Origin of the sequence: Streptomyces sp. NPDC058295 (genome assembly GCF_042880655.1) — a bacterium.
Taxonomy (GTDB): Bacteria; Actinomycetota; Actinomycetes; order Streptomycetales; family Streptomycetaceae; genus Streptomyces; species Streptomyces coriariae.
Genome location: NZ_JBHVYO010000003.1, coordinates 243,636 through 258,663, shown reverse-complemented (window position 1 = coordinate 258,663; position 15,028 = coordinate 243,636). Strand labels below are relative to the sequence as shown.

The window sequence follows — 15,028 nt, the reverse complement described above, 5'->3', positions numbered from 1 at the left end:
TGCAGAGTAGCCCGGTGCAGGAGCCCGGGGGAGGCCCCGGCTCACCGCGTGGCGAGCCGGGCCTCCGCCTCGCGCCACCGCTCGGCGTCGCCCTGCGGCTCGTAGCGCGTCAGGGGCTGGGTACGGGCGAGCAGCCGGCGCATGTCGGCACGGTCGCCGACCAGTCCGTGCGCCCGCGCCTGGACGAGCACGTTGCCGAGGGCCGCGGCCTCCGTCGGACCGGCCACCACCGGCAGCCCGCAGGCGTCGGCGGTGAGCTGGCACAGCAGCGCGTTGCGCGTGCCGCCCCCGACGATGTGCACGACGTCCACGGGGTGGTCGGCGAGCCGCTGCGCCTCGTCGACGGCCCGCCGGTGGGCCAGGGCGAGCGAGTCGAGGATGCACCGCGTGATCTGCGCGGGCGTGGCGGGCACCGGCTGCCCGGACGCGCGGCACGCCTCGGCGATCCGCTCCGGCATCCGCCCGGGCGCCAGGAAGGCGGCGTCCCCGGCGTCCACGACCGAGCGCAGCGCGGGCACGGCGGCCGCCTCCCGCAGCAGCCCGCCCAGGTCCGGGTCGCCCCAGGCCCGTACGCACTCCTGGAGGAGCCACAGTCCCATGATGTTGCGCAGGTAGCGGACCGTGCCGTCCAGCCCGAGCTCGTTGGTGAAGTTGGCGGCCCGGCTCTCCTCGGTGAGCACGGGCTCCGTCAGCTCCAGGCCGGCCAGCGACCAGGTGCCGGTGCAGATGTAGGCGAACCGCTCGCCGGTCGCCGGGACCGCGGCCACGGCGGAGGCGGTGTCGTGCGAGCCGACCGAGGTCACCGGCACCGGCCCGGTCAGCCCCGTCTCCTCCAGCACCTCCGCCCGCAGCAGCCCCGCCGGGTCACCGGGCCGCCGCAGCGGCGCGAACAGCTTCAGGTCGATGCCCAGCCGGGCGGCGATGTCGTACGACCAGTCGCCTGTCGCTGGATCGATCAGCTGGGTGGTGGAGGCGTTGGTGAGCTCGGTGCCCTGCTCGCCCGTCAGCCAGTACGACAGCAGGTCGGGGATGAGCAACAGGCGTCGGGCGTGGGCCAGTTGACGCGTCCCGTGGGCCGCCGCCAGTTGGTAGAGGGTGTTGAAGGGCGCGTACTGGAGTCCGGTGGCCGCGTAGAGTTCGGCCGCCGGCACGGTCGCCCACACCTTCTCGGCGACCCCCTCGGTACGGGCGTCCCGGTAGTGCACCGGGTTGCCGAGCAGGGTCCCGTCGGCGTCGAGCAGGCCGTAGTCCACGGCCCAGCTGTCGATGCCGACCGACTCCACCTGGCCGGCCGCCCGCAGCCCCTGCAGAACCCCCGCGTAGAGGGACAGCACATCCCAGCGCAGTCCCTCGGGGACCCGGACCGGCCGGTTGGGGAAGCGGTGCGCCTCCGCCAGCTCCAGCGAGTCCGGGCCCACCCGGCCGACCATGACGCGCCCGCTGGACGCGCCGAGGTCGACCGCCGCGTACGACCGCACGGCCGTCACCGGAGGAACGCGGCCGCCACACCCGCGTCGACGGGGACGTGCAGTCCGGTGGTGTGGGTGAGTTCGCCGCCGGTGAGCGCGAACACCGCGTTGGCGACATGGTCCGGCAGCACCTCACGCTTGAGGATGGTCCGCTGCGCGTAGAACTCGCCGAGCTTCTCCTCGTCGATGCCGTAGGTCGCGGCTCGCTGCGCGCCCCAGCCGCCCGCGAAGATGCCCGAGCCGCGCACCACGCCGTCCGGGTTGACGCCGTTGACGCGGATGCCGTGCTCGCCCAGCTCGGCGGCCAGCAGGCGCACCTGGTGGGCCTGGTCGGCCTTGGTGGCGGAGTAGGCGATGTTGTTCGGGCCGGCGAAGACGGCGTTCTTCGACGCGATGTAGACGATGTCGCCGCCCAGCCCCTGCGCGATCATCACCCGCGCCGCCTCACGCGAGACGAGGAACGACCCCCGGGCCATGATGTCGTGCTGGAGGTCCCAGTCGCGGGCCGACGTCTCCAGCAGCGGCTTGGAGATGGAGATCCCGGCGTTGTTGACGACGAGGTCGACGCCGCCGAAGGCGAGCACGGCGTCCCGGAAGGCACCCGCGATCTGCTCCTCGGAGGTCACGTCGACGGTCACGGCGACCGCCCTGTCGGGCCCGCCGAGCTCCTCGGCGACGGCGGCCGCGTTCCCGGCGTTCAGATCGGCGACGACGACACAGGCGCCCTCGGCCGCCAGCCGGTGGGCGATGGCCTTGCCGATCCCGCTGCCGCCACCGGTGACCAGGGCCACCCGGGTGGCCAGCGGCTTCGGCGCGGGCATCCGCTGGAGCTTGGCCTCCTCCAGGGCCCAGTACTCGATGCGGAACTTCTCCGACTCCTCGATCGGCGCGTACGAGGAGACCGCCTCAGCGCCGCGCATCACGTTGATCGCGTTGACGTAGAACTCGCCGGCCACGCGCGCGGTCTGCTTGTCCTTGCCGAAGGAGAACATGCCCACGCCCGGGACCAGCACGATCGCCGGGTCGGCGCCGCGCATCGCGGGGGAGTCGGCGTCGGCGTGCCGGCCGTAGTAGGCGGCGTACTCCTCGCGGTACGCGGCGTGCAGCTCCTTCAGCCGCGCGATCGCCTCCTCCACCGTGACGGTGGGCGGCAGGTCCAGGACCAGCGGCCGCACCTTGGTCCGCAGGAAGTGGTCGGGGCAGGAGGTGCCGAGCGCGGCGAGCCGCGGGTGCTCGGCCCGCGCCACGAAGTCGAGGACGGCGTCGGAGTCGGTGAAGTGCCCGACCTGGGGCCGGTCCTGGGAGGCGATGGCCCGCACGTGGGGCGCGAGCGCGGCGGCCCGCTCCCGCCGCTCGTCCTCGGGCAGCGCCGCGTAGCCGTCGAGAACCGGCCCGAACGGGTCGGCCTTCCCCTTCTCCGCGAGGAAGGCCTCGGCGGTGCGGATGATGTGCAGCGAGTTGCGCTCGCACTCCTCGGAGGTGTCACCCCAGGCGGTGATCCCGTGCCCGCCGAGGACCACGCCGATCGCCTGCGGGTTGGCAGCCTTGATGGCGGCGATGTCCAGCCCCAGCTGGAAGCCGGGCCGCCGCCACGGCACCCATGCGACGGTGTCGCCGAAGCACTCGGCCGTCAGCTTCTCCCCGTCGGCGGCACAGGCCAGCGCGATCCCGGAGTCGGGGTGCAGGTGATCGACGTGTGCGGCGTCGACGAGCCCGTGCATGGCGGTGTCGATCGACGGCGCCGCTCCGCCCTTCCCGTGCAGGCAGTAGTCGAACGCGGCGACCATCTCGTCCTCGCGCTCGACGCCCGGGTAGACGTCGACGAGCCCCCGCAGCCGGTCCAGCCGCAGCACGGCCAGCCCGGCCCCGGCCAGGGTGCCCAGGTCCCCACCGGACCCCTTCACCCACATCAGCTCGACGTCCCCGCCGGTCACAGGGTCGGTGTCGGTGCCCTTGGCGGAGGTGTTGCCGCCGGCGTAGTTGGTGTTACGGGGATCGGCGCCCAGCCGGTGGGACCGACCGAGGAGAGCGGCGGCTTCGGGGTGCGGTGCCATGAACTTCCAGTCCTTACGTGAAGAGGATGAGTGGAGCTTCTTCAGGGGCGCGGGGCTGTGTCGATATGCGGCTCCCGCCGCGCGGGCGCGACCAGCCACGACCGGCCCGCGCCCCGCGAGGAGACAGATCCGGGCAGACGCTTACGCCCCCCACCCCGCCTGCTCCCCACCGACCCGCGAGGCAACGATCTTCTCGGCGTACCCGGACGCCCGGTACGCGGCCATGGGATCGGGGTCCAGACCCGTCTCCTCCCGCACCTCACGCAGCAGCGGACGCACGTCCGTGTTGTACGCGTCCATCACCACCGCGTTCGCCTCCAGCACATCACCGGACGCCTGCGCGGCGGCCAGCGCCGAACGGTCGACCAGCAACGCCTTCGCCGTGGCCTCCTGCACGTTCATCACGGACCGGATGATCGCCGGGATCTTCGCCTCGATGTTGTGGCACTGGTCGAGCATGAACGCCACATCGGAGGTGAACCCGCCCCCGCGCACGACCTCGTACATGATCCGGAACAGCTGGAACGGGTCCGCCGCACCCACCATGAGGTCGTCGTCGGCGTAGAACCGCGAGTTGAAGTCGAACCCGCCGAGCTTTCCCTCGCGCAGCAGCGTGGCGACGATGAACTCGATGTTGGTGCCGGGCGCGTGGTGCCCGGTGTCCACCACGACCTGCGCCTTCGGCCCGAGCTTCAGGCAGTGCGCGTACGCCGTGCCCCAGTCCGGCACGTCCGTGGAGTAGAAGGCGGGCTCGAAGAACTTGTACTCCAGCAGCATCCGCTGCCCGTCCCCGAGCCGCTCGTACACCGCGGAGAGGCCCTCGGCGAGCCGGTCCTGCCGCGCCCGGAGATCGTCCTGGCCGGGATAGTTCGTGCCGTCGGCGAACCACAGCTTCAGATCGGCGGAGCCGGTCGCGTCCATGATGTCGACGCACTCGAGCAGATGATCGAGAGCCTTGCGCCGCACCGCCGCGTCCGGGTGGCAGATGCTGCCCAGTTTGTAGGCGTCGTCCTGGAAGGTGTTGGAGTTGATCGCCCCCAGCTTCACCCCGCGATCCTCGGCATGTTTCGCAAGTGCGGAGTAGTCCTCCACCTTGTCCCACGGGATGTGCAGGGCCACGGTCGGGGCGGCGCCGGTGAAGCGGTGCACCTGCGCCGCGTCGTCCAGCTTCTCCTGCGGGGTGCGCGGGACGCCCTCCTGGGCGAACACCTTGAAACGGGTGCCTGAGTTCCCGTACGCCCACGACGGCGTCTCGACGGCCTGGGTCTTCAGCGCGGCCTTCACCGCGGCGAGGTCGGTCACTTCGGGCTCCTGTGACATCGGTCCGGAACAACTCCCGGATGAAACGATTCAGAACGGGAAGCTATGAGCCCACGGGGAGAGTGTCAAGCCCTCCAACCTGCTTCGTTCTCCGTGACCGCCGCGTGACCTTCGACTATCGAAAACTTTTCGAGACGTACCCATTGACGTGACATGGCCCGGATGCCTAACGTCCCGGCAATCCAGTTGAAACCTTTCACGACGCCGTGAGGGCACGTCCCGGGCGTCGTCGAGGAGCCATCCATGACCTACCCGTCCGACGCGGGACCGGCCCCGGTGCTGGCGTTGAAGGACGTAACCAAGTCCTTCGGTGCCGTTCGCGCCCTGCGGGGCGTCTCCCTGGAGCTGTTCCCCGGCGAGGTGCACGCCCTCGCCGGCGAGAACGGCGCGGGCAAGTCCACGCTCATCAAGGCCCTCGCGGGAGTGCACCGACCCGACGCGGGTCAGGTGCTGCTCGACGGTGAGCCCGTCACCTTCCACGGTCCAGGCGACGCCCGCGACGCCGGCATCGCCGTGATCTACCAGGAGCCCACGCTCTTCCCCGACCTGTCGATCGCCGAGAACATCTTCATGGGCCGCCAGCCCCGGCGCGGCCTCGGCCGCATCGACCACAAGGCCACCCACGCGGCCACCGCCGACCTGATGCGGCGCCTCGGCGTCGAGCTCGACCCCGACCGTCCGGCGCGCGGCCTGTCCATCGCGGACCAGCAGATCGTCGAGATCGCCAAGGCGCTCTCCTTCGACGCCCGGGTCCTGATCATGGACGAGCCGACCGCCGCACTCACCGGCAGCGAGGTCGCCCGGCTGTTCGGCGTCGTGCGCACCCTGCGTGAGCAGGGCGCGGCGGTGCTGTTCATCTCGCACCGGCTGGAGGAGATCTTCGAGATCTGCCAGCGGGTGACCACCCTGCGCGACGGAGCCTGGATCGCCAGCGAGCCGCTGGCGGACATGACCGAGGACGACCTGGTCCGCCGGATGGTCGGCCGCGACCTCGACGAGCTCTACCCCAAGCAGGACGTGACGCCGGGCGAGGTCGCCCTCAGCGTCCGCCGGCTGACCCGCGAGGGTGTCTTCACCGACGTCTCCTTCGAGGTCCGGCGCGGCGAGATCGTCGGCCTCGCCGGACTCGTCGGCGCCGGCCGTACGGAGGTCGCCCGGGCGGTCTTCGGCATCGACCGCTGGGACGCCGGGGAGGTCGCCGTGGACGGCCGCACGCTGACCAACGGCGCCCCCTCCACCGCCATGGCGGCCGGCCTCGCGCTGGTCCCCGAGGACCGGCGGGCCCAGGGCCTGGTGATGGACATGTCCATCGAGCGCAACATCGGCCTGACCGGTCTGCGCACGACCGTGAAGGCCGGCCTGATGGACCGCGGCGCCGAGCGCAGCCGCTCCCTCGACTGGGCGGTCAAGCTCCAGGTGAAGTACGCCCGGATCGCCGACACCGTCAACACACTGTCCGGCGGGAACCAGCAGAAGGTCGTCCTCGCCAAGTGGCTGGCCACCGGCCCCAAGGTGCTCATCGTCGACGAGCCGACCCGTGGCATCGACGTCGGCACCAAGGCCGAAGTGCACCGGCTGCTCAGCGAGTTGGCCGCCGACGGGGTCGCCGTCCTGATGATCTCCTCCGACCTGCCAGAGATCCTCGGCATGGCCGACCGCGTGCTGGTGATGCACGAGGGCCGGCTCGCCGCCGAGATCCCCCGCACCGAAGCCACCGAGGAATCCGTGATGGCCGCAGCCACCGGGAGGGCCGCCGCATGACGGTGACCACCTCCCACGAGGCCCCCGTCGCCGAGGTGCCGAAGTCCAGCGGCACCCGGCTGGTCGACCGCGTCTTCAAGATGCGCGAACTCGCCATCCTGGTCGTCTTCCTGGTGATGATCGCCGTCACCCAGGCCGGCAACAGCGAGTTCCTGTCCGAGCAGGGCATCAAGGACCTGCTGCTGAACGCGACCATCCTGGTGCTGGTCGCCACCGGCCAGTCCCTGGTCGTCATCACCCGCAACGTCGATCTGTCGGTCGGCTCCACCCTGGGCATCAGCGCCTTCGCCGCCGGTACGTATCTGCAGGGCGGCGGCAACCCGGTGATCGCGATCGTGCTGGCGATCCTGCTGGGCGTCGGCTTCGGGCTCCTCAACGGCCTGCTGGTCAGCCTCGGCCAGGTGCCCGCCCTCGTCGTCACCCTCGGCACGCTGTACATCATCCGCGGCATCGACTCCATCTGGGTCGGCTCCCGCCAGATCACCGCCGCCGACCTGCCCGACTCCTTCGTGGACTTCGGCTCCGGCGGTCTGTCCGCGGTGCCGTGGCTGGCGCTCATCGCGCTCGCCGTCCTCATCGCCACCGCGTACTACCTCAAGCACTTCGGCAGCGGCCGCGAGCTGTACGCGCTCGGCTCCAACCCGGAGGCCGCCCGGCTCGCCGGCATCCCGGTCCGCAAGCGGATCCTCGCCGCGTACACCTTCTGCGGCGGCCTCGCCGGCCTCGCCGGGGCGATGTACCTGGCCCGGTTCGGCAACGTCGACTCCGGGACCGGCAACGGCTACGAACTCACCGTCGTCAGCGCGGTCGTGGTCGGCGGCGTCGTCTTCACCGGCGGCTCCGGCAGCGTCTACGGCGCGGCCCTCGGCGCACTGCTGCTCACCTCCATCAACAGCGTCCTGCCCGCGCTCGGCGTCAGCTCGGTCTGGGTGCTCGCCATCAACGGCGTGCTGCTCCTGCTGGCCATCGCGGTCGACCGGGTCGTCGCCCTGCGGGTGGCGTCCGCGCTGAAGAAGAAGTCGGCCGCGGCCAGGACCACCACCACCCCCGAGAAGACCACCGTCAAGAAGGGAGACGCCGGCCATGCCTGAGTCGCTCACCCGCGCCGTCCGCTGGGACACGGTCGTCGGCGCCCTCCTGATCGTCCTGCTGCTGTTCTCGTTCTCCCTCGTGGACGGCTTCGGCAACGCCCTCAACCTGTCGTTCCTGATCGGCAACACCCTGCCCATCGCGCTCATCGCGCTGCCGATGACCCTGCTGGTCGTCTCCGGCGAGATCGACCTGTCCGTCGCCTCCACCGCCGGGCTGTCCGGCGCGGTGATGGGCGCCCTGTGGAACCAGGGCCTCACGATCGAGGCGATCATCCCGATCTGCCTGCTGCTCGGTGTGGTGTGCGGGCTGGTCAACGGCTTGCTCGTGACCCGCCTCGGGCTCCCGTCGCTCGCCGTCACCATCGGCACCATGGCCGCCTACCGGGGCATCGCGCAGATCGTGCTCGGCTCCGACGCGGTCACCGACTTCCCCACCCAGTACCTGGACTTCGCGGCCGGCCGGCTCGGGGACACCTTCCTCCCACAGGCCTTCCTGCCCTTCGTCGTCCTGCTCGCGATCGCCGTGGTCGTCCTGCACGCCACCCCGTTCGGCCGCTCGCTGTTCGCGATCGGCGCCAGCGAGGAGGCCGCCCGGTTCGCCGGCATCCGGGTCAGGCGGCACAAGCTGATCCTGTTCACGGTGACCGGCCTGCTGGCCTCCCTCACCGGCATCTTCTGGGCCCTGCACTACGCCAGCGCCCGCTACGACAACGCCACCGGCCTCGAACTCTCCGTCATCGCGGCCGTCCTGCTCGGCGGCATCGACTTCGACGGCGGCAAGGGCACGCTCGGCGGCGCGATCGCGGGAGTCTTCCTGCTCGGCGCCGCGCAGAACGTGATGAGCCTCCAGGACGTCTCCGCACAGTCGCAGATCGTCGTCACCGGCGTCCTGCTCGTCGTCTCCGTGCTCGGCCCCCGGGTCGCACGGCAGATCTCCGTCGCACGGGCGGGCCGTAGAGCCACGGCCCCTGCTCCGACGGCTTAACTCCGCCTCGCACACCTCGTAAAGGAATCCCGTGATGCGCAAGTCATCCCTCCGTCGTGCCTGTGCGGCCCTGGCCGCCGTCTCCTCCCTCGCGCTCGCCGCCACCGCCTGCGGCGGCACGACCAAGGAGGACGTGAAGAACGAGAGCACCGGCGCGGCCGCCTCGGCCGGCAAGGCCGACCCGAACGCGGCCACCAAGAAGGGCCTGACCGTCGGCTTCCTGCCCAAGCAGGTCAACAACCCCTACTTCACCAGCTCCGACAAGGGCGGCGAGGCGGCGCTGAAGGAGCTGGGCTCCAGCTACAAGGAGGTCGGCACCAACAGCGGCACCGACACCTCCGGCCAGGTCTCCTACGTCAACACCCTCACCCAGCAGCAGGTCGACGCGATCGCCGTGTCCGCCCAGGACCCGGGCGCCCTGTGCACCGCGCTCAAGCAGGCCATGAGCAACAAGATCAAGGTCGTCACCTACGACTCGGACACCAACCCCGAGTGCCGCAACGCCTTCGTCTCGCAGGCGTCCGCCGAGGACCTTGGCCGTACCGAGGTGCAGCTGCTCGCCGAACAGATCGGCTACAAGGGCGAGATCGCGATCCTGTCCGCCGCGCAGACGGCGACGAACCAGAACACCTGGATCGACTTCATGAAGGACGAGCTGAAGGACGCCAAGTACAAGGACATCAAGCTCGTCAAGGTCGCGTACGGCGACGACGACGCCCAGAAGTCCTTCCAGCAGACCCAGGGCCTGCTGCAGGAGTACCCGAACCTGAAGGGGATCATCTCCCCGACCACCGTCGGCATCAAGGCGGCCGCCCAGTACCTGTCGGGCTCCAAGTACAAGGGCAAGGTCAAGCTGACCGGCCTCGGCACCCCGAACGACATGCGCACCTACGTCAAGAACGGCACTGTCGACGCCTTCGAGCTGTGGGACCCCTCGAAGCTGGGCGCGCTGGCCGCCCAGACGGCGGTGGCGCTGGTCTCGGGCCAGATCACCGGCGCGGAGGGGGAGACCTTCAAGGCGGGCGGCACCTCGTACACCATCGGCAAGGACGGCGTGATCAGCCTCGGCAAGCCGACCGTGTTCGACGCCAAGAACATCGACCAGTTCAACTTCTAGTCGCCGGGCACCTCAACCCCCCACGGAGGAGCGGTACTTCATGCAGCGCGTCTGTTTCCTGCTCAAGGTCCGACAGGACCGGCTCGCCGAGTACCGCGAACGCCATGCCGCCGTGTGGCCGGAGATGCTGGAAGCTCTCTCGGCCACCGGCTGGCACAACTACTCCCTGTTCCTGAGAGACGACGGTCTGCTCGTCGGCTATCTGGAGACCGAGGACTTCGCCGCCGCCCAGGCCGGCATGGAGGCCGCCGACGTCAACGCCCGTTGGCAGGCGGAGATGGCCCCGTTCTTCGAATCGCTCGACGGAGCCCGCCCCGACGAGGCGATGAAGCCTCTCACCGAAGTGTTCCACCTCGCCTGACACCCTCCCGTCCCGCCCCTCCCGTCCCCGCCGTTCCCCTCTCCCTCCCCGTTCCCCTCTCCCTCCGTTTCCCGCTCTCGCAGACGATGGAGTCCCCCGAGATGAGACGACGCACCCTGCTGGCCGGCGCTCTCCTCAGCGCCGCGGCATCCCCCGTCCTCGCCGCCGGCACCGCCCGCGCCGCCGACCCCGGCCCCTCGGTCACCAAGAAGGCCACCACCCAACTCGACGCCACGGCCGTGTTCTTCGTGTCCTACGACGGCCTGGTCAACAACAACTCGTTCCAGAAGAACGGCCTGTTGACCTATAAGGGCTACCAGTACGCCGCCTGGTACACCTCCACCAAAAACGCGGTCGTCGCCCGCCGCGTCCTCGGCGGCACCACCTGGTCCACCGTCACCCTCGCGCACCAGCTCAAGGCCAGTGACTCGCACAACGTCATCTCCATGGGCGTCTCGAAGGTCGACGGCCGGCTGCACCTCAACATGGACTCCCACAGCGACGGCTTCTTCTACGTGAAGTCGGCTCCCGGACTCCTGGACAACCCGGCGACCACCTCCTGGACGTCCTCCGTCTTCGGCGCCGTGCAGACCACCCTGGACGGCCTCGCGCTCACCACCCAGTTCACCTACCCGCAGTTCATCGCGACCCCCGAGGGGAAGCTCCAGCTCAGCTACCGGGTCGGCATCTCCGGCAACGGCCGCAACGCCCTGGCGGAGTACGACGGTTCGACCTGGACGAACCTCGGCGAGTGGTCCAGCTCCACCGGCACCTACACCAGCGAGCACGGCTCCTCCACCGCCCGCAACATGTACCTGCACGGCATGGACTACGACGTCAACGGCCGGCTGCACTCCTTCTTCACCTGGCGCGAGCAGAACGGCGCCGTGATGTGCTCCGGCGGCGGCATCACCAACCACGACACCGGCTATGTCTACTCCACCGACCGCGGCCGCACCTGGCTGAACAACGCAGGCACCGTCGTCGGCACCACGGGCGGCTCCGACAAGGTCGCCGTCACGGACGCCGGACTCGTCGTGGACGCGCTCAACCCGGACCACTCCCTGATGAACCAGGAGAGCCAGGCCACCGGCTCCACCGGCCTCCCGCACGCGATCATCAGCTACGTGCCCGGCCGCTTCGGCCAGTGCACCACGAACTACGTCAGTGACCGCACGGCCAACGGCCGCGCCTTCCATCTGCGCAAGAACTCCTCCGGAAGCTGGCAGAAGACGGAGATCCCCGTCGTCCTCGGCTCCAGCCAGCGCACCAAGCTGGTCCTGGACAAGTACGACAACGCGTACGCGATCTTCCCCTTCGGCCGGATCGCCGGAGCCTCCAAGGCCTCCGGCTACACGGACTGGACCGTGCTCTTCGACGGCAGCGGCCTCAACGCCTTCGGCGAGGTCGTGATCGACGAACTGCGCGTCAAGGCCGACAACGTGCTGTCGTTCATGTACCAGGAGAAGTCGAGCGGGACGACCCCCTCGGCGCTCCACGTCGTCGACTTCGCACTGCCCGCATGACCCGTATCCGTACTCGGACAGGGATACGGCGGGGTGACGGTAATGTGAAGGCCGTCCCGCCGTATCCCGTTCACCTGGAGGTCCCCGCCTGATGGCCCAGCCGGTGGGAATCAAGGACGTCGCCCGTGCCGCCGGAGTATCCGTCGGCACGGTGTCGAACGTCATCAACCGCCCGGACACCGTCGCCACCGAGACCCGGGCGCGTGTGCTGTCGGCGATAGACCGGCTCGGCTACGTGCGCAGTGAGTCCGCCCGGCAGTTGCGCGCGGGACGCAGCCGGATCATGGGGCTGCTGGTGCTCGACATGGGCAACCCCTTCTTCGTCGACGTCGCCCGCGGCGCCGAGCGGGCCGCCCGCGACGCCGGGCTCGGTGTGATGGTCTGCAACAGCGCCGAGAGCGTCGGCGAGGAGGCCGAGTACCTGTCGCTCTTCGCCGAGCAGCGGGTGCGGGGCGTGCTGCTCACCCCGGCCGACGCGACCGGCCGCAACATCGCCTCCTTCCGCAGGCACGGCATCCCCTTCGTTCTCGTCGACCGGGTGTCCGAGGGCACCACCGAGTGCTCGGTCTCCGTGGACGACGTGGCGGGCGGCGCACTCGCCGTACGGCATCTGGTCGACGCCGGGCACCGCTCGATCGCCTATGTCAGCGGTCCGCCCGGTTTCACCCAGGTCCGCGACCGTCGTACCGGAGCCCTGAACGCGCTCGCCGAGGCGGGCCTCGGCCCCGAATGCCTGCGTGAGCTGCCCACCGAACGGCTCGACGTGGCCGCCGGGCGGGACGCGGGCGCCCGCCTGCTGGGCCTCGGCGACCGACGCCCGACCGCCGTGTTCTGCGCCAACGACCTGCTCGCCCTCGGCGTGCTCCAGGCGATGTACTCGGCGGGGGTGAAGGTCCCGGAGGACCTGGCCATCGTCGGCTACGACGACATCGAGTTCGCGGCCGCCGCGGCCGTCCCCCTCACCTCGGTACGGCAGCCCGCCGTCACCATGGGCGCGCTGGCCGCCGAGATGCTGCTGGAGGAAACCGAAGAAGGAGGGGCCGGAGGAGCGGGCGCCGGCCGGCACGAACACCGGCGGGTGGTGCTCCAGCCGGAGCTGGTGGTGCGCAGGTCCAGCCTCTCGGCGCGCTGAGCGACGGTTCAGTAGCGGTGCTGAGTGCCCGTTCAGTAGCTGTTCATGATCCCCCGGGCCCCTGCACCGCCCGGACATGTGCTGAACTGGGACGCGGCCCTTACACCGATCGTCCCGGGAGCCTCCGTTGTCCGTCAGCTACCGCCAGCCCGGCGTCGTCCTCACCGACCGTCGCTTCACCGTCCCGCTCGACCACGCCGACCCGGGCGGGGAGACGATCGGGCTCTACGCCCGCGAGGTCGTCGCGAGCGAGAAGGTGGACCAGGACCTGCCATGGCTGCTCTATCTCCAGGGCGGCCCCGGCTTCGGCGCCAACCGGTTCGTCGGCAGGCCGGCCTGGCTCGGGCGGGCGCTGAAGGAGTACCGCGTCCTCCTCCTCGACCAGCGGGGCACCGGCCACTCCACCCCGGCCAACCGCCAGACGCTACCGCTGCGCGGCGGCCCGGCCGAACAGGCCGACTACCTGGCGCACTTCCGCGCCGACTCCATCGTCCGCGACTGCGAGCTGATCCGCCCGGAGGTCACCGGCGGCGCCCCCTGGACCGTGCTCGGCCAGAGCTTCGGCGGCTTCTGCACGGTCGCCTACCTCTCCCTCGCGCCCGAGGGCCTCGCCGCCGCCCTGATCACCGGCGGTCTGCCCGCTCTCGACGCGGGCCCCGACGACGTGTACCGCGCCGCCTACCCGCGCATGGAGCGCAAGGTCGCCGCGCACTACGCCCGCTACCCGCAGGACGTCGCCCGCGCCCGCCAGATCGCCGACCACCTCCTCCACCACGAGGTGACCCTCCCGAACGGCTACCGCCTCACCGTCGAGGCCTTCCAGACGCTCGGCATCCTCCTCGGCGGCGGCGAGGGCAGCCACCGCCTGCACCACCTCCTCGAAGAGGCCTTCGTCCCCACCCCGCACGGCCCGGCGCTGTCCGACGCCTTCCAGGAGGAGATGCAGGGCCAGCTCTCCTTCGCCGGACACCCTCTCTACGCCCTGGTCCACGAGGCGATCTACGGCCAGGACGGCCGCCCCACCGCCTGGGCCGCCGAGCGGGTGCGCGCCGAGTTCCCGCAGTTCGACGCGGCGAAGACGCTCACCGGCGACGGACCGCTGCTGCTCACTGGCGAGACGGTCCACCCCTGGATGTTCGACACCGACCCCGCGCTGCGCCCGCTCCGCGAGACCGCCGAGCTCCTCGCCGCCCGCACCGACTGGCCGCCCCTGTACGACCCCGCGCGCCTCGCCGCCAACGAGGTCCCGGTCGCGGCGGCGATCTACCACGACGACCTGTACGTCGACACCGCCCACTCCCTGCGCACCGCCCGCGCCGTTCGCGGTCTGCGCACCTGGGTCACCGACGAGTTCGAACACGACGGCGTCCGGGCCGGCGGCCCCCGGGTCCTGGACCGGTTGATCGCCCTCGCCCGTGACGAGGTGTGACCCCTTCGTCACCGGTTAGTCTGCGGGCATGACCGAGCCGACGATCACCCAGCTCCAGCCCATGCCCGAGGACTGGCGGCGCGCCCTCGCCGTGGTGGCGCACCCGGACGACCTCGAGTACGGGTGCTCCGCGGCGGTCGCCGCCTGGACCGACGCCGGCCGCGAGGTCGCCTATGTGCTGGCGACGCGGGGCGAGGCGGGCATCGACACCCTCGCGCCCGCCGAGTGCGGTCCGCTGCGCGAGCGGGAGCAGCGGGCCAGCGCCGCCGTGGTGGGCGTGTCGACGGTCGAGTTCCTGGATCACCGGGACGGCGTCGTCGAGTACGGGCCCGCCCTGCGCCGCGACATCGCCGCCGCGATCCGCCGGCACCGCCCCGAGCTGGTGATCACCCTCAACCACCGCGACACCTGGGGCGGGGTCGCCTGGAACACCCCCGACCATGTCGCGGTCGGCCGCGCCACCCTCGACGCGGCCGGGGACGCGGGGAACCGCTGGATCTTCCCGGAACTCGTCGAGCAGGGCCTGGAGCCCTGGAACGGCGTGCGCTGGGTCGCGGTGGCCGGCTCCGCGACGCCCACCCACGCCGTGGACGCGTCGGCGGGACTGGAGCGGGCGGTGGGCTCGCTGCTCGAACACCGCGCCTATATCGAGGCGCTGACCGACGAGGAGCCGGAAAGTTATGTACGGGGCTTCCTGACCGGGGTGGCGCAGTCGGTGGGCGAACGGTTCGGCGGGCGCCCGGCGGTGGCGTTCGAACTGTTCAACCGGTAGCCGGGCAGGTC

The 15,028-nt window shown here is 71.0% G+C and carries 12 protein-coding genes; 9 read left to right on the top strand and 3 right to left on the bottom strand.

Annotation, left to right across the window (positions count from 1 at the left end; all coding sequences use genetic code 11):
• Positions 1–41: 41 nt before the first annotated feature.
• From ACFVYS_RS05230 to rhaI, 3 genes are all read right to left on the bottom strand, one after another.
• The gene (locus tag ACFVYS_RS05230) at positions 42–1,478 is read right to left on the bottom strand and encodes a rhamnulokinase family protein (protein WP_389499111.1); all 1,437 of its coding nucleotides are present in this window, start codon (positions 1,476–1,478) and stop codon (positions 42–44) included.
• 5 nt (positions 1,479–1,483) lie between these two features.
• A complete protein-coding gene (locus ACFVYS_RS05225; protein WP_389498991.1) occupies positions 1,484–3,523 on the bottom strand; it encodes a bifunctional aldolase/short-chain dehydrogenase in 2,040 nt (679 codons plus the stop codon).
• 141 nt (positions 3,524–3,664) lie between these two features.
• Complete coding sequence (rhaI, locus tag ACFVYS_RS05220; protein ID WP_389498989.1) at positions 3,665–4,825, bottom strand: L-rhamnose isomerase; 1,161 nt, start codon at positions 4,823–4,825, stop codon at positions 3,665–3,667.
• A gap of 261 nt (positions 4,826–5,086) precedes the next feature.
• On the opposite strand from rhaI, the gene ACFVYS_RS05215 reads away from it, so the two are divergent.
• The 9 genes from ACFVYS_RS05215 to ACFVYS_RS05175 all read left to right on the top strand — a co-directional run bounded on the left by ACFVYS_RS05215 (position 5,087) and on the right by ACFVYS_RS05175 (position 15,017).
• The gene (locus tag ACFVYS_RS05215) at positions 5,087–6,604 is read left to right on the top strand and encodes a sugar ABC transporter ATP-binding protein (RefSeq protein ID WP_389498987.1); all 1,518 of its coding nucleotides are present in this window, start codon (positions 5,087–5,089) and stop codon (positions 6,602–6,604) included.
• Complete coding sequence (locus ACFVYS_RS05210; protein ID WP_389498985.1) at positions 6,601–7,695, top strand: ABC transporter permease; 1,095 nt, start codon at positions 6,601–6,603, stop codon at positions 7,693–7,695. The genes ACFVYS_RS05215 and ACFVYS_RS05210 overlap by 4 nt, the downstream gene beginning before the upstream one ends.
• The gene (locus ACFVYS_RS05205; protein WP_389498983.1) at positions 7,688–8,680 is read left to right on the top strand and encodes an ABC transporter permease; all 993 of its coding nucleotides are present in this window, start codon (positions 7,688–7,690) and stop codon (positions 8,678–8,680) included. Before ACFVYS_RS05210 ends, ACFVYS_RS05205 begins: the two co-directional genes overlap by 8 nt.
• A 34-nt stretch (positions 8,681–8,714) precedes the next feature.
• Complete coding sequence (gene rhaS, locus ACFVYS_RS05200) at positions 8,715–9,797, top strand: rhamnose ABC transporter substrate-binding protein (protein WP_389498981.1); 1,083 nt, start codon at positions 8,715–8,717, stop codon at positions 9,795–9,797.
• A 40-nt stretch (positions 9,798–9,837) separates the two neighbouring features.
• Positions 9,838–10,158, top strand: a complete 321-nt coding sequence (locus ACFVYS_RS05195; protein WP_020127639.1) for an L-rhamnose mutarotase — start codon at positions 9,838–9,840, stop codon at positions 10,156–10,158.
• Between the two features lie 101 nt (positions 10,159–10,259).
• Entirely contained in the window at positions 10,260–11,684 is a 1,425-nt protein-coding gene (locus tag ACFVYS_RS05190) for a BNR repeat-containing protein (protein ID WP_389498979.1), read from the top strand.
• A 91-nt stretch (positions 11,685–11,775) separates the two neighbouring features.
• On the top strand, positions 11,776–12,816 hold the full coding sequence (locus ACFVYS_RS05185; RefSeq protein ID WP_389498977.1) for a LacI family DNA-binding transcriptional regulator: 1,041 nt from the start codon (positions 11,776–11,778) through the stop codon (positions 12,814–12,816).
• Between the two features lie 127 nt (positions 12,817–12,943).
• Complete coding sequence (locus ACFVYS_RS05180; RefSeq protein ID WP_389498976.1) at positions 12,944–14,245, top strand: alpha/beta fold hydrolase; 1,302 nt, start codon at positions 12,944–12,946, stop codon at positions 14,243–14,245.
• A 28-nt stretch (positions 14,246–14,273) separates the two neighbouring features.
• Positions 14,274–15,017 carry a PIG-L deacetylase family protein gene (locus ACFVYS_RS05175; protein ID WP_389498974.1) on the top strand — a complete coding sequence of 248 codons (744 nt, stop codon included), beginning with the start codon at positions 14,274–14,276 and terminating at the stop codon, positions 15,015–15,017.
• The last annotated feature ends 11 nt before the right edge of the window (positions 15,018–15,028 follow it).